The organism is Exiguobacterium sp. BMC-KP (genome assembly GCF_001275385.1).
In the GTDB taxonomy this organism is placed as follows: domain Bacteria; phylum Bacillota; class Bacilli; order Exiguobacteriales; family Exiguobacteriaceae; genus Exiguobacterium_A.
Window position 1 is genome coordinate 2,058,410 of sequence record NZ_LGIW01000015.1, and the last position, 15,487, is coordinate 2,073,896.

A 15,487-nucleotide genomic window follows, 5' to 3' on the forward strand; every position below is an offset into this window, starting at 1 on the left:
ACTCCTCTGCTTCGTTTCTGTTCTATTTATAATGGCGTGATAAGTGCGTATGCGGTTCATATACGAACCGATAGAAGAGAAACTCCCAATAGTTAAACTACTACGCGACTGTTTCGATGATTGATCAATTGACTGTGTTCTTTCATTAAAGAACAGTGTCCTTTTCCATGGTAATCCAGTTTCACGATACAAGGTTTACAATGAAGTTACAAGTTCAGCTGAATAAGAATTTCAAACGTTGCGCAAAACCAGCATATTCAAGTAAAAAGCGCGCCAGACTGGAACCAAGAGCAACAGCAAGCAGGACACGTAGTAAAACCGCCTGTGGACCTCTAGGATGTTGCAGGAATTTATCCCATTTGATTGGTAACATCACCCACCAAGCAAATAAGATGGCGATCACATACATCAGCATGCTGATTAAAGCACTTATACCAATTGACGTCACTACCCTTGCACCTCTTCTTCATAATTTCTTCAACTTTACCATGATTTCATAAAATGAATGATTGCGCAAACAAAATGACACAAGCTGCATTTATTTTATCGCATAAAATATATTTATTGAAGAGCAAATGAGGAAAATCATGAGCTTTCTGTTGAAGAAATCGTGAAAACAAGGCATATATTGTTCTTTTACATATTTTTCGCTTCCTAAACCTGATTCCAAGCGCCTCGCTCTAAAAACGCTTCTTCGCACTCATTCATTGATGCGCCGTACAAAAAAAAAGACCCGATTCCATAAAGGAATCGAGTCTTTTATCGAAATCAGTCGCGACCGTAGTCTTTCAAGCTGAGACGGTTAATTGCTCGTTTCAGTGAAAGTTCAGCACGCTTGAATTCGAGTTCTGATAATTTCGTGTCCTGGAGACGACGTTCTGCACGAACTTTCGCAGCTGCAGCACGGTCGTAGTCGACCTTGTCTGCTTGCTCCGCAGTTTCCGCAAGAACCGTTACAGTATCCTGGCGCACTTCCATAAAGCCACCGCTGATAGCGATCAACGTGCGTCCGCCATCTTCGTGGCGCAACTTCAAGATGCTGATATCGAGTGGTGTTACGAGTGGGACGTGGTGCGGGAGAACCCCGATCTCACCAGAAATCGTCTTCGCAACGACCATACGGATATCGCCATCATACACTTCGCCATCCGGGGTGACGATATTGACATGAAGTGTGTTCATCTCAAGTCCCCCTTATGCTTTGTCACTTAGACAAGCGCCTTCGCTTTTTCAATCGCATCTTCGATCGGACCGACGAGACGGAATGCTTCTTCCGTTAAATCATCGTGTTTACCTTCGAGGATTTCTTTGAAGCCGCGGATCGTGTCCTTAACTGGGACGTACGATCCTTTTTGTCCTGTGAACTGCTCAGCTACGTGGAAGTTCTGCGACAAGAAGAACTGGATACGACGCGCACGGTGTACAGTCAATTTGTCGTCTTCTGACAACTCGTCCATACCGAGGATCGCGATGATATCTTGAAGTTCTTTATAACGCTGAAGTGTTTCCTGAACTTGACGAGCGATACCGTAATGCTCTTCGCCGACAATTTCCGGTGAAAGGGCACGTGATGTCGAAGCAAGTGGATCCACGGCAGGATAGATCCCCATCTCAGAGAGACGGCGCTCAAGGTTCGTCGTTGCATCTAAGTGAGCAAACGTCGTCGCAGGAGCCGGGTCAGTATAGTCATCGGCTGGTACATAAACCGCTTGGATCGATGTAACCGAACCTTTGTTTGTTGATGTGATCCGCTCTTGAAGCATACCCATCTCTGTTGCGAGTGTTGGCTGGTAACCAACGGCAGATGGCATACGACCAAGAAGGGCTGATACTTCAGAACCTGCTTGTGTATAACGGAAGATGTTATCGACGAAGAGAAGAACGTCTTGTCCTTGCTCATCACGGAAGTATTCTGCCATTGTCAAACCAGTCAAGGCAACACGAAGACGTGCACCTGGTGGTTCGTTCATCTGACCGAAGACCATCGCTGTTTGTTTGATAACGCCTGAATCCGTCATCTCGTGGAACAAGTCATTTCCTTCACGCGTACGCTCACCAACACCTGCGAATACCGAGATACCGCTGTGCTCTTGAGCGATGTTGTTGATCAATTCCTGAATGAGGACGGTCTTACCTACACCGGCACCACCGAAGAGACCGATCTTACCACCCTTGATGTAAGGAGCGAGCAAGTCGACGACTTTAATTCCAGTCTCAAGAATTTCAACTTTCGTTGAAAGGTTATCGAAAGTCGGTGCTTTTTTGTGGATCGGAAGACGTTCCACGTCAGCAGCGATTTCTTTTTCATCAATTGGGTTACCGAGTACGTTGAAGACGCGACCAAGTGTCGCTTCTCCGACGGGTACCGAGATTGGAGCATTCGTATCGATTACTTCAATTCCACGGCGTACTCCATCCGTTGAGTCCATCGCAATGGTACGGACGACGTCGTCACCAAGGTGCAGGGCGACCTCAAGCGTCAAGTCGATAGCCACTTCTTCTACAGTTTGCGGCGTATATTGAATACGAAGCGCGTTGTAGATGTTCGGTAAGTGTCCTTCGAACTTAACGTCGATGACAGGTCCCATGACCGCGACGACGCGGCCTTTTAAACCGAGTTCGTTCATCGTGTTTCCTCCTACCTATCGTTACGTCAGTCGGGATTACTGCTGCGCAGCAGCCCCACTGACGATCTCTGTGATTTCTTGCGTGATTGCAGCTTGTCGAGCTCGGTTGTAGACGAGAGTCAATCGACCGATCAAGTCATCTGCGTTATCTGTCGCACTTTGCATTGCTGTCATACGTGACGCATGTTCTGCTACTTTCGCGTCAAGAAGCGCACCGAAGATCAAGCTCTCCGCATAACGCGGGAGGAGTTCAGCAAGGATTTGTTCCTCACTTGGCTCGTACTCATAAGTCGTCGAAGACGAAGCTTCGATTTCTCCGAGTGGGAGAAGGGTTTCGACTTTCACTTCTTGGCTGATGACAGATAAGAAGTGGTTGTAGCACAGCTTGAGCTCGTCGATTTCGCCGAGCGTGAACGCACTCACTGTGCGCTTCACGATTTCAGCGACGTCGACATACGAAGGAGAATCGTTCAAGCCTGTGATCGCATCCGTGACCGTAATTCCGCGTGAACGGAAGAACTGGACACCGACTTTACCGACCACGAAGAGAACGTAACTGTCCGCAGTATGCTTTTCTTTGATTTCCCGGTAGACTTCACGCAGCACGTTGGCGTTATATGCACCAGCTAAGCCGCGATCCGATGTGATGACGATATATCCTGTCTTTTTGACGGGACGTTTCTCGAGCATCGGATGGCTCGCACCTGTCGTGCCATTCGCAATGGTTCCAAGTACCTCTTGCATTTTCAGCATATAAGGTTGGAACTTCGCGCTATGTGCTTGAGCGCGGTTCAGTTTCGACGCCGAAACCATGTTCATCGCTTTCGTGATCTGTTTCGTACTTTTCGTCGAGTTGATCCGCGTTTGTATCTCGCGCAACGATGCCATTTCGATTCACCACCTTGTTAGTTTCAAGAGCGTTCCGCCGGATTAAACCGTCGCTTGGAACGTTTTCTTAAATTCTGAGATTGCTGCTACGAGCTCTTCGTCTGCTGGAAGGTTACCTGTCTTACGGATCTCATCGCAAAGTTGTTTGCGGTTTTGATCGAGCCAGAGGTTGAGTTCCTTTTCAAAACGACGAATATCCGTTACAGCAACATCATCAAGGTGACCACGAGTCAAGGCATAGATGATGATGACTTGCTTATCGACAGTAAGTGGTTGGTTCAAGTCTTGTTTTAAGACTTCAACTGTCCGCTCACCACGGTTAAGCTTCGACTGAGTCGCTTTATCAAGGTCAGATCCGAACTGTGCGAATGCTTCAAGCTCACGGTAGGATGCGAGGTCAAGACGGAGCGTACCCGCTACCTTCTTCATCGCTTTTACTTGAGCCGAACCACCTACACGCGATACCGAGAGACCCGGGTTGATCGCGGGACGGACACCTGAGAAGAAGAGATCCGATTGAAGGAAGATTTGACCATCCGTGATCGAGATAACGTTTGTCGGGATGTAAGCTGAGATATCCGACGCTTGTGTTTCGATGAACGGAAGGGCAGTCAAACTACCTGCGCCAAGCTCGTCATTCAACTTCGCTGCACGCTCAAGAAGGCGTGAGTGGAGGTAGAAGACATCCCCTGGGTAAGCTTCGCGGCCTGGTGGGCGTTTCAAGAGAAGTGAAAGCTCACGATAAGCAGCTGCTTGTTTTGAAAGATCATCATAGATGACAAGAACGTGTTTGCCTTGGTCCATGAAGTGTTCACCCATCGCGACACCTGCGAATGGTGCGAGGTAAAGAAGTGGCGCTGGCTGTGAAGCCGCTGCCGAAACGACGATCGTGTAATCGAGGGCACCGTTTTTACGGAGCGTCTCGACGACGCCACGGACTGTTGATTCTTTTTGTCCGATTGCGACGTAGATACAGATCATGTTTTCTTCTTTTTGGTTGATGATCGTATCGATTGCGATCGACGTTTTACCCGTCTGACGGTCACCGATGATCAACTCACGCTGTCCACGACCGATTGGAACGAGGGCATCGATTGCCTTGATTCCTGTCTGAAGTGGTTCGTGTACCGATTTACGCGCCATGACGCCAGACGCCTTACGCTCGATCGGGTTGTAGTGTTCTGTTTCGATTGGACCAAGACCATCGATTGGCATACCGAGTGGGTTAACGACACGTCCGAGGAGTGCGTCTCCCGTTGGTACTTCCATGATGCGGCCCGTACGGCGAACAGAGTCGCCTTCTTTGATTTCAAGGTAGTCACCGAGGATGATGATACCGACGTTGCCTTCTTCTAAGTTTTGCGCCAAGCCCATTGTGCCGTTAGCGAATTCTACGAGCTCTCCCGACATGACGTTGTCGAGTCCGTGTGCACGAGCGATACCATCACCGATTTGGATGACCGTACCTGTCTCGTTCACTTCCATCGTAGAACCGTACTGCGCGATACGCGCTTTAAGCAGGGCGCTGATTTCTTCAGCTCTAATGCTCATGCGTTTCACCCCTATTTTCTTACGCTTTTAACAGCTCACGCTCAAGGCGCGTTAGTTTAGTTTCGATCGTACCGTCATATGTCGTGTAACCGATTTGGACGCGAAGTCCTCCGATGACACGCGTGTCGACGACGTTCTCGACTTCAAGCGTTTTACCTGATTTTTGGCCAAACGTCTCTTTCACTTTCGTGAGTTCCTCGTCCGACAATTTGTATGCACTCGTGACGATTGCCGTCGCGACATTGCGGTGTTCATTCAACAATGCAATGAAGTGTTCCGGTAATGTAACGATTTCTGCTGCCCGGTCATTTTCGACCATGACGAGCAGTGTGTTTAAGACGATCGAGTTGAAACCAGTGAAGCTTGTTTGAAGAACTTGCTTGAGCTCTTCAGCAGAAATCGATGGGTTATCTAAAACCGAAGCGAGCTCTGGTGTTGCGTGGAGCACTTCGCCGAGCGTCCGCACATCAGCTTCTGCTTGCTCGAGCACATGGTGCTCAAGCGCAAGATCGAAGAGCGCTTTTGCGTAGCGTCCCGCTACGTGATCACGCATTAGTTCGTGCCCTTAGTATCAGCAAGGAATTGATCGACGAGTGCTTTTTGAGCAACTTCGTCCGTCGCAAGCTGTGTTTTCATGACGTGGCGTGCTGCAGCGATTGCTTGAAGAGCGACATCGTTCTTCAAAGCAGCTTGTGCTTCAGCGCGTTCACGTTCGATTGCACGGCGAGCTTCTTCCTTACTCATTTCGGATTCAAGACGTGCCTGCTCCATCGCACGTGCTTGCTCTGCTTCTGCCTGACGGCGTGATGCTTCTAAAAGGTCGCGTGCTTCCGTACGCGCCTTGTTTAATTCTTCGCGTTGTTGTTCTACGTAGACTTCAGCGTCTTTACGGCTCTTTTCAGCCGAGTTGATCTCGCTAGCCACATGCTCTTCCCGCGCTTTCATCATGTTGACGAGCGGGCCCCATGCGAATTTCTTCAAGAGGATGAGGAGCAAGAGGAAAACGACGATCGTGACGATCATGTTGGCTAATAAGAGATGGTTGCTTTCGCCACCAGCCTCTGCCGCAAGATACGTTAGATTCATTCGATTACACTCCCCTCGTGGTTGGTTCAACTTCAATATCTACATAAGGGAGCCTAAGCTCCCGTGACGGTTCACTCAAACGTTGAACGAATAGCGCCCTATGTAGTCCGTTCTCGTTAATCGTGGATTAAGAGTTGAGAAGAAGGAAACCGACCGCTACACCGATGATTGGAAGTGCCTCAACAAGACCGATACCGATGAACATTGTTTGACGAAGTTCGTTTTTGAGTTCTGGCTGACGTGCTTGACCTAATACTGTACCGTTTACGATAAGACCGTTACCGATACCTGCGCCGAGTGCGCCGAGTCCGATGATGATCGCTGTTGCAATAAGATTCATGATAAATTGCCTCCCTAGAGTATGTTCATTGATTTGTCGTGCTGTTATCGGAAAAGCGGATGCTTTACCTTCGAATTAATGGTCGTGCGCTGCCTTATGTCCGATGTAAACCATCGTCAGGATAAGGAAGATATACGCTTGGATACCACCGATGAAGAGTGAGAATCCTTGCCAGATCAACATCGGGATACCCGAGATGATCGCGCCGAGTGGTCCGGCGAATTGGAAATCGTTCGTACCAGAGACGATACCGATCGAAAGGATGATTCCGATCATGATTTCACCAGCGAAGATGTTTCCGTAAAGACGAAGACCGAGTGTCAACGTGTTTGCGAACTCCTCGATGATGGTAATGATAAACATCGGCGTCATGAATGTTTTCGCATAAGCGCCGAAGCCGCGCATCTTCACACCGTAGTAATGGCTCATGACCACTACGAGAGATGAAAGTGCTAGTGTCACGTAAGGATCTGCAGTTGGTGAGTTGAACCAAATGTAGTGTCCCGTCACGACGTTGAATGGGAGACCCATGATGTTGGACACAAGGATGAACAGGAATAATGTCATTCCGAACGTAAGGAAGCGACCCCCTGTTTTCCAGTCCATCGTGCTGCTGATGATACCGCGAACGAATTCGAGGAACATCTCCATCACGTTTTGAGCACCGGTTGGCTTCATCACAAGACGTCGCGTACCGGCCACGGCAATCAAGAAGACGAGAGCAGCAGCAATCAATACTGTGATCAAGTTCGTCCAGCTACCGTACAGAACGAAGTCACCCCAGAGTGGGATTTCGTAAAGTGGCATTTCGTGGTTCATTTGACTATTCACCTCTTTTCCCGCTTGAGTTCGTGAGTCAAGAACTCACAAAATTGTATGACGTGGCCGGCGAGAAGGCCTATTACCACCGCAGTTAATGACAATTCAGTTTGATATTTCAAACCGATCATCACACAGAGTACCGCGACCGCCATGCGTGAAACGGTCCCTCGAGACATTGGCTTACGCCCCGTCTCAATTACACGATACATACGATCGACGCTTAATCGTTGAAGCGTCAAAATCAGAAAGCTGCCAGTTCCACCAAGTGCTAGTCCATAGATGACTGGATCACTCGGGCGTCCGATGAGCAGCAGGACAGCCAGGATTCCGTAAAAGAGTCCAAACCATCGTAAGTACGCACGATACAACGCATCTTGAAGGATGATGTTCATGTCTTCTCCCCTAACAAGTGCCTGATCATGGCGATCATGCAAAGAATGCCGATGAAAATCCCGATGAACACGGCGAATGTCGCACCCATTTTTTCCCACCATTGTTGTTGTTCCCCATAGTTCCCAACCAAAAAGCCAATGACGATCGGTGCAGCCAGTGCCGTCGAAATTTGCGAGGCCATGACCATACTCTTCGCGAGCCCACTTTGGCGCACTAGAGACGACCCCCTTTTTTCCCAATTGCGAGTTCTTTTTCTTTCCCACAATTTGCGGATTTTCATACTAGTCAAGAATACAATGAAGCAGCTTTCATAGTCAAATGAATTCACAATAAAAACAGAGCCGAAAAACCTATACATATCAACGAATGATAAGGTTTTCACAGATGTCATCCGTGCAAGTCATTTCACGAAGATGTGAAGAAAATATGTAGTACTATCAACGGTTATAGAGATTGTTCATATGGTGAACAAAACCGTTGAATAGTAACGTTATATCGTGCTACCTCAACCGAAACAAGACCTCTAAAATTGATTTGTGTCGATTTTGTGAAAAAACATTTTTCGTTCACAATTGTAAACGCTTCCGAATCGGGACGCAAAAACGGCTCTGACATCTGTTTGTAACAATAGATTTCAACGATTTCCAGTTTTTCAATCGTGAGGTGCGTCACAGCTTAATTCGTCATTGTTTATCTTCCAGTTTCAAGGTCATCTGGTTTTACATTTTCTAAACAAATGGGTTGATTTTAGTGGAATTGGTAAGATTTAAAGATATTATCCCTCTAAATCAATCGTTCCGATACGATGGATTCCACGACATGAAAAAGAATCGCTTTCTTCACGCGACACCTCAGGAAAAACACGAGTCTTCGTGCTGTCAGAGACAAGTGATCCTGAGGCGAGCATGTGAATATCAGCGATTCGAATGATAATAGTAGCTTATTGCGTGAGTAACGGCGCAGGAGCTTCCCCTTGACCGAAATGATGCAAGATTGCTTGAACGATTCGTTCTGATGCATGACCATCACCATATGGATTTGAAGCATGTGACATCTCTTTATAGAGTGTCTCATTCGTCAAGAGTTCTGTTGCCATTTGATAGATCGTCTCTTCTTCCGTTCCGGCAAGTTTCAACGTGCCAGCAGTAATTCCTTCTGGACGCTCCGTCGTATCTCGCAAGACAAGAACCGGAACACCGAGTGACGGTGCTTCTTCTTGTACCCCACCGGAATCCGTCAAGATTAAATGAGCACGGCTCGCGAAATTATGGAAATCAAACACATCGAGTGGAGCAATCAACGAAATCCGGTCATGCCCTTCAAAGACGGTCTTCGCTGCTTCCTGAACGACTGGGTTAAGGTGGACCGGATAGACGATATGGGTATCCGGGAACGCGTCGACGAGGCGACGAATCGCGCGGAACATCTGATGCATCTTCTCGCCTTGGTTCTCACGACGATGTGCCGTCATCAAGATTAATTTTCGGTTCCCGACCGTCTCAAGCATCGGATGCACGTAATCGGTTTGAACAGTCGTCTGCAACGCATCGATTGCCGTGTTTCCTGTGATGTAGACGCCAGCATGTCGATTCTCAGACGCAAGGTTCGCTGCCGCTTGTGCGGTTGGAGCAAAGTGCAAGTCGGCAAGCGTCGACGTTAACTGACGATTGACCTCCTCCGGGAACGGAGAGTATTTATTATAGGTGCGTAGCCCCGCCTCGACGTGACCGACCGCGATTTGGTTGTAATAGGCAGCAAGGCTTCCGACGAACGTCGTCGTCGTGTCGCCATGGACGAGGACAAGATCCGGCTTGACCTCTTTCATGATGGCATCGAGTCCTTCGAGACCACGCGTCGTGATATCGACGAGTGTCTGACGTTGTTTCATGATATTCAAGTCGTGGTCTGGTTCGATCTCAAACAGTTCAAGCACTTGATCAAGCATCTCGCGGTGCTGGGCAGTAATCGTAACATGAACATCGAATGCAGGGTGTTGCTTCAGGGCGTTGACGAGCGGTGCCATCTTGATGGCTTCCGGTCGTGTCCCGAAAATCGGCATGACTGTAATCGGCATGGTGACTTCCTCCTTTTTTCCTTTTTTCATTAAAGCATATTTCAGCAGTCTTGCGCAGTTTACGAAATAGCAACGAAAAGACCGCAGATCATCGTCTGCGGTCTTTTTTATATATCTTACTGTTTTTACTTCGTTCCGAAGAGACGGTCTCCTGCATCACCGAGTCCTGGGACGATGTATCCGTGGTCGTTCAACTTCTCGTCAAGTGCCGCGAGATAGATGTCGACGTCCGGGTGTTCTTCTTGAACGCGTTTAACGCCTTCAGGTGCTGCACAGAGACATGCGAGCTTGATGCTCTTTGCCCCTTGTTTTTTTAACGAGGAGATGGCGTCTGCCGCCGAACCACCTGTCGCAAGCATTGGGTCAACGACGACGAAATCACGTTCTGCGACGTCTGTTGGAAGCTTGAGGTAGTATTCCGTTGGCTCGAGTGTCTCCGGATCACGGTACAAACCGATGTGACCGACTTTGACGTTTGGCATCATGCGAAGCATACCATCAACCATACCGAGACCAGCGCGGAGAATCGGGACGATCCCGAGCTTCTTGCCTTCGATCATCTTTTGCGTCGTCTTCGTGACCGGTGTCTCGATCGCGACATCTGTGAGTGGAAGGTCACGTGTGATTTCATATGCCATCAATGAAGCCACCTCGTCGACAAGTTCCCGGAATTGTTTCGTTCCTGTTTCGACCTTACGCATGATCGTCATCTTGTGCTGAATCAATGGGTGATCAAATACATGTACTTTACTCATTGTTTGCATCTCCTCTCCATTCTCTTTTCGCATTGTACTCTAAAAGCGTACTGCTTGGGAACTGTTTTTTCGTCAGTCCCCAAGCGTGCTCTTGCCAGAAAGAATTGCCTTCGCTGCATAAGACCATTCATTCTCGGGTTGTTCTGCGAGTTCTTGAAGGGTTGCTCGGTAGTCGCCTTTTTTATATTTTTGTTCATAGACTGCTTGCATCCATAACACGTCACTCATATAACCCGATTTCGGGAAGTCTTCCCGGTAAGCGATATAGTCTGCTTGTGTCGTCTTTTTCAATTTTCCAGCTGCGATCAATTTATAGAATCTTGCCATACCTGCCGTCTCTTTATTTTTTAAGACATCTTCACTCAACAGGTCATCGGCTTCTTTATAATCCTTTGCTTGTACGGCCGCAACTGCTTCCTTCAATGCGACTTCTGGCTTCAGATTACTCGTTTTCGTTGTTTTCTTCTCTTTAACTGGTGTCGCTTCTTTTTGCTTCACTTCTGTCTTTTGCTTCTGATCCGTATTCAATTTTTCATTTTCTTTTTTCAACTGCTCGACTTCTGTTTGTAAAGCTGCTAACTGTTGCGCAACTTTTTGGTCAGTGTCTTCTTTTGGTGCAGCATTCTCTGAAGCGGGAGACCATGCTTGAATCCCTACGAATAAGAGACCGGCTGCCGCCACTCCTGTTGCCGCCATCCACCATTGATTTTGATTCACCGCTTGCCGCCACGGTTTTAATTTGGCATGTTTTTGAATCGCTTCTGGCAACGCTTTGAACCGTTTCTTTGCAAGACGGCGTCCCCCTGCCTTAGAAGCAATCGCAAGACGATATGTATAATATTCAACCGGCATCGGTAGATGTTTCCATTGTAGAAGCCGTGCATCTGCTTGTTCGTAAAAACCCGCTTGTTGCATGATGATGATGGTTTTGAAATCTTCATATAGTCGTTTGTATTCTGATTTCGTTGTACTCTTCTTCTCCAACCATTTCACCATTTGGCTTCCTGTCGTCGACGCGAGCTCGGCTTGGGTCAACTTCGTAATATTCATAACGCGTAAACTCCTTCATTTCCTTTTTTAAAAAGTATAGCAAATTTTTGGAATGACATCGCCCTCTCTTATTAAGATCAAAAAGAAAAAAATCGCTTTCCCTTTACCCGAAAGCGATTCCTCTAATTTTTTATTTTGAAAGGATTTTTCCATCCTCGATGCGCCAGATGCGATCACAAACATCAAGCATCCGTTCATCATGGGTGATGACGATGATCGTTTTGTTCCCATTGTGTGCTTGTTGCTGCAATAACTCCATCACACGGCGCCCATTCGTATAATCGAGACTTGCGGTCGGTTCGTCCGCTAGGATGAGTTGCGGATCGTTGACGAAGGCTCGGGCAATCGCGATTCGCTGGCGTTCACCACCCGATAAGGCATGCGGTAAATGATCTTTTCGATGTTCAAGTCCGAACATGGCGAGCGCTGCGACCGCATCGACTGTTCGTCCTGCTTCTTTCGCGACCAGTTCAAGTTGCTCACGAGCTGTCAAAAATGGAACGAGGTGGGATTCTTGAAAGATGAATCCGACTTCCTCGAGTCGTAAACGCCGACGTTCTGCGTCCGACGCTTCACTGACGCAAGTGCCATCAAAATAGACAGCACCGTGCGTCGGCGTTTGCAATAAGCCAAGTAATTGCAGCAACGTACTTTTCCCGCTCCCACTTGGTCCGACGAGGGCAATCAGTTCCCCTGCTTCTGCCTGTAAGTTGATATCATGCAAAACGGTCATCTCGCCATAACTCTGTTTGATCTGTTCTAACTGAATCATCCGTTCATTCCTCCCATCGCATCTGCCGCCTCGAGTTTCTTGACCATCCGTAACGGAACGAGTGCACCGAGGATCGCCGTGACGAGTAGAATGCCGCCGTACATCAGACTCGTTGACCATTCAAAACGGAAGGGAAGATCCGTCGGTAGGAAACGACTCGTCACATAGGTGATGGCGACACTGACTCCAAAGGCAAGGCTCGTCAGAATGATGACTTGAACGAGGAGACTCGCTCCCATCGTCCGGGTCCGGATACCGATTGCTTTTAGGACACCGAGCTGTTTCATCTTCTGCATCGTCAAGATATAAAAGAATGCTGTCAGAATCAATGCCCCGATGACAACGAGTGCGATGCGCATCATCTGAAAAGAATTTTGCTCTGCTGCATAGCCGGGTACGTTCTGAACAATCTCTTGTTTTGAAAAGACGGCTTGATCGGTCTGCAGTGATTGTCCGATGTACGCCGAGACATACGACGCGCCCATCTTTGACTGCCATGCTTGCCAGGATTCATCCGTCATCCAAAGAACAGGGGCATGACTATAACGACCGTCTGTTACCGTTCCAGCAATCCGAAACGTCTCTTTCGTCCGAAAATCTGTGATCGTATCGCCGACACGTGTTCCCCGTTGTTCCGCGTATGCGGCATCGACGAGCACCTCACCTTTTTGCAGCGCTTGAAGTTGTTTCGGACCATATCGTGTCGCTTGCGGTAACGCAAAGACCGTGACATCGTCCTTCGTTCCGTTCTTCTTCTCAAGCACCATGTTCTGGACACCGAGTGCTTCCGCTCCCTTTGGTGTCTCGTCAGCTTTTAAAAAGGAGCGTGTCAATTGTCCTTCTGCGTCTTTGCTCAGCGCAAACTGTTCGACCGGCAGATTACGGACAGCAGCACCATTATCATAGGCAAGTCCGTCCGCAAGACCGGTAATCATTAAAATCAATAAGACGATCAACATCGTCACGATTGTCATCCAACTGAATCGTCCTTTCATCCGGACGAGTTCTTTCCATCCTAATTTCATTGCGTATCCCTCCTGTATGTTCGCTACAGGATAGATGATACAACCGCAATATGAACGGAACATGAACGCAGATGTCACGCGCGTAAAAAAGTTAACGTTACGGTCAGACCGGATGTGTCAGTCGACAAGCTTGCATCCCCACCGAGTTGACACATCGTCTCTTTGACGATGGCGAGACCAAGTCCCGTACCGCGTGACGACCGGGCAGCATCCCCTTGATAAAAACGTTCGAAGGCGTGTGCGATCTGTTGTTCGGTCATGCCCGGTCCTTCGTCCTGGATTCGGACAATGACCTGATTTGCTTGTTCTCGCGCTTGAATGTGAATCGTCGCTCCTTCGACTGAAACCGAGATGGCATTTCGAATGACGTTCTGGAAGATATGTTCAAGCGCACCAGCGTCTGCTTGAATCTGTAATGTTGCTGGTACATCAAGCGCGACCGCAATCCCTTGCTCATCAAGTTGAAAAGCAAGTGTTGTTAGTGTCGTTTCAAGACTCGTTCGTAGATGAAGGGCTTGTCGTTTGAAGCGTCGTCCTTCATCGAGCTTCGCTAAGATCAACAATTGACGCGTCAACTCTGACATCCGCTCCGCTTCTTGTTGAATGATCGTCCGTTTCGTGACGTCTTCTCCGGTCACATGGAGTTGCCCTGCGTACCCTGAGATTGTCGTCAGTGGTGACTGAAATTCATGTGAGACGTTCGCAACGAACCGGCGTCGTTCTGTATCGGACGCATCGACTGCTGTTGCCATCTCATCAAACCGGCGAGACAGTTCACCGATCTCATCGCGCGCTTTCGTTCCGACGCGAATTCCGTAGTCCCCGTCCGCCATCTGTTCCGTCGCTTTTGTCAGTCGACGGATTGGACGAACGAGATAACGAATGGAGAAGACGAGCAAGAGGAAGCTAATGACGACAAGCAGTGCGAGAAACAGACCGACGAACAGATGCAGTTCGCGGATTTGTCGACTCAAGTCCGGGCGAACGAAAATCGCATCCGTTCCTTGCGCCGTCTTGACTGACGTCCCGTACGTATTGATGACTTCGTTATCAAACAAACCGAGTAAGAAAAGATGAAACGGGTACTCACGCATGCCGTAGTACGGTTGTCCCTCCTTCACTTGCTTGACGACTTGATTCGAAAGAGCTTCATCACGAAACGTATTTCCATACCGCTCGATTCCGTCGTCGGTTCGCACATACAGTTGAAAGCCGGTCGCTTGCAACATCTGATAAAACGATTCCGTTTTTCCATCCCCGTGCGTCTCGTAATAATCGATTGCTGTCTCGACCGCTTCCTCGACTTTTTGGCTATAGCTGTCCTGCCAGAATGAATAGTAGGCAATGTTACTGATTAAAAGTGCGAGTAGTGCCGACACGAGTAAGACGACGCAGACGAGTCCAACAATCTTCGTATAGAGGGATCTCATGCGTCGACCTCCAACCGGTACCCGAGTCCGCGGACCGTTTCGATCTTCACTTGCTTCGTTTCTTTCAAACGTCCACGGAGTCGTTTGATATGGACATCAATCGTTCGATCGTCCCCCATGAAATCAAGACCCCAAACGTGTTCGATCAATTCCTCTCGGCTGAAGACACGTCCTGGAAAACTGGCCAACTGATGTAATAATTCGAACTCACGCCGTGGTAACGTCCACTCGGTTGACTGGATCGTGACGAGTTGGCTACGTTTATCGATCGTGACGTCCCCGAGATGTAAGACGGGTTGTGCCGCTTTTTGATAGCGCCTAGCAACAGCGTGGAGCCGAAACAGCAGTTCTTCCGGATCAAACGGTTTCGTGATGTAATCATCGGCACCTGCTGCAAAACCGTCCCGCTTATCTGTCAGTTCACCGAGTGCCGTCAGCATCAGGATCGGGATATCCCCGTTTTGCCGCAACTGCTTACATAGAACAAGACCGGTCTGACCCGGAATCAAGACGTCGAGCACTGCTGCTTCAAACGTCATCGTATCAATCCAAGTGAGCGCCTCGTTTCCGTCTGCTGTCGCTTGCACGGAATGACCGTCAGCTTGTAACGTCGATACGACGAGTGCTTGAATATGCGGGTCATCTTCTACGACTAGAATATGCATCGTGCTCCT

At 48.5% G+C, this 15,487-nt stretch carries 18 protein-coding genes; all 18 read right to left on the reverse strand.

The features are described 5' to 3' along the window. Positions 1-214: 214 nt before the first annotated feature. Entirely contained in the window at positions 215-415 is a 201-nt protein-coding gene (locus ADM98_RS16245; RefSeq protein WP_217448997.1) for a DUF1146 family protein, read from the reverse strand. 353 nt (positions 416-768) lie between these two features. After that, positions 769-1,182, reverse strand: coding sequence for a F0F1 ATP synthase subunit epsilon (locus tag ADM98_RS16250; protein WP_053454400.1), 414 nt, complete (start codon positions 1,180-1,182; stop codon positions 769-771). Positions 1,183-1,208: 26 nt separating this feature from the next. Next, positions 1,209-2,627: a F0F1 ATP synthase subunit beta gene (gene atpD, locus ADM98_RS16255; protein ID WP_053454401.1), complete on the reverse strand. Its 1,419-nt coding sequence runs from the start codon at positions 2,625-2,627 to the stop codon at positions 1,209-1,211. A 36-nt stretch (positions 2,628-2,663) separates the two neighbouring features. Further along, entirely contained in the window at positions 2,664-3,515 is an 852-nt protein-coding gene (atpG, locus tag ADM98_RS16260) for an ATP synthase F1 subunit gamma (protein ID WP_047394533.1), read from the reverse strand. A gap of 42 nt (positions 3,516-3,557) precedes the next feature. Next, positions 3,558-5,066 (reverse strand): F0F1 ATP synthase subunit alpha, encoded by a 1,509-nt coding sequence (gene atpA, locus ADM98_RS16265; RefSeq protein WP_035395863.1) that lies wholly within the window; start codon positions 5,064-5,066, stop codon positions 3,558-3,560. Positions 5,067-5,085: 19 nt separating this feature from the next. After that, positions 5,086-5,619 (reverse strand): F0F1 ATP synthase subunit delta, encoded by a 534-nt coding sequence (locus tag ADM98_RS16270; RefSeq protein WP_050676947.1) that lies wholly within the window; start codon positions 5,617-5,619, stop codon positions 5,086-5,088. After that, entirely contained in the window at positions 5,619-6,152 is a 534-nt protein-coding gene (gene atpF / locus ADM98_RS16275) for a F0F1 ATP synthase subunit B (protein WP_053454402.1), read from the reverse strand. Before atpF ends, ADM98_RS16270 begins: the two co-directional genes overlap by 1 nt. A 127-nt stretch (positions 6,153-6,279) precedes the next feature. Beyond that, positions 6,280-6,492, reverse strand: a complete 213-nt coding sequence (gene atpE, locus ADM98_RS16280; RefSeq protein ID WP_023469499.1) for a F0F1 ATP synthase subunit C — start codon at positions 6,490-6,492, stop codon at positions 6,280-6,282. A gap of 75 nt (positions 6,493-6,567) precedes the next feature. Continuing rightward, positions 6,568-7,311, reverse strand: coding sequence for a F0F1 ATP synthase subunit A (gene atpB, locus ADM98_RS16285; protein ID WP_053454403.1), 744 nt, complete (start codon positions 7,309-7,311; stop codon positions 6,568-6,570). An 8-nt stretch (positions 7,312-7,319) separates the two neighbouring features. Next, a complete protein-coding gene (locus ADM98_RS16290; protein WP_053454404.1) occupies positions 7,320-7,706 on the reverse strand; it encodes an ATP synthase subunit I in 387 nt (128 codons plus the stop codon). Then, positions 7,703-7,921, reverse strand: coding sequence for an AtpZ/AtpI family protein (locus tag ADM98_RS16295; protein ID WP_023469502.1), 219 nt, complete (start codon positions 7,919-7,921; stop codon positions 7,703-7,705). The genes ADM98_RS16290 and ADM98_RS16295 overlap by 4 nt, the downstream gene beginning before the upstream one ends. Positions 7,922-8,647: 726 nt before the next feature. Then, positions 8,648-9,781 carry a non-hydrolyzing UDP-N-acetylglucosamine 2-epimerase gene (gene wecB / locus ADM98_RS16300; protein ID WP_053454405.1) on the reverse strand — a complete coding sequence of 378 codons (1,134 nt, stop codon included), beginning with the start codon at positions 9,779-9,781 and terminating at the stop codon, positions 8,648-8,650. 125 nt (positions 9,782-9,906) lie between these two features. Beyond that, positions 9,907-10,536 carry a uracil phosphoribosyltransferase gene (gene upp, locus ADM98_RS16305; protein WP_023469504.1) on the reverse strand — a complete coding sequence of 210 codons (630 nt, stop codon included), beginning with the start codon at positions 10,534-10,536 and terminating at the stop codon, positions 9,907-9,909. 72 nt (positions 10,537-10,608) lie between these two features. Continuing rightward, a complete protein-coding gene (locus ADM98_RS16310; protein WP_053454406.1) occupies positions 10,609-11,586 on the reverse strand; it encodes a hypothetical protein in 978 nt (325 codons plus the stop codon). Positions 11,587-11,716: 130 nt separating this feature from the next. After that, positions 11,717-12,358 carry an ABC transporter ATP-binding protein gene (locus ADM98_RS16315; protein WP_053454407.1) on the reverse strand — a complete coding sequence of 214 codons (642 nt, stop codon included), beginning with the start codon at positions 12,356-12,358 and terminating at the stop codon, positions 11,717-11,719. Beyond that, entirely contained in the window at positions 12,355-13,383 is a 1,029-nt protein-coding gene (locus tag ADM98_RS16320) for an ABC transporter permease (protein ID WP_053454408.1), read from the reverse strand. Before ADM98_RS16320 ends, ADM98_RS16315 begins: the two co-directional genes overlap by 4 nt. A 74-nt stretch (positions 13,384-13,457) precedes the next feature. Further along, on the reverse strand, positions 13,458-14,813 hold the full coding sequence (locus ADM98_RS16325) for a sensor histidine kinase (RefSeq protein ID WP_053454409.1): 1,356 nt from the start codon (positions 14,811-14,813) through the stop codon (positions 13,458-13,460). Further along, positions 14,810-15,478: a response regulator transcription factor gene (locus tag ADM98_RS16330; protein ID WP_053454410.1), complete on the reverse strand. Its 669-nt coding sequence runs from the start codon at positions 15,476-15,478 to the stop codon at positions 14,810-14,812. The genes ADM98_RS16325 and ADM98_RS16330 overlap by 4 nt, the downstream gene beginning before the upstream one ends. Between the last annotated feature and the right edge of the window lie 9 nt (positions 15,479-15,487).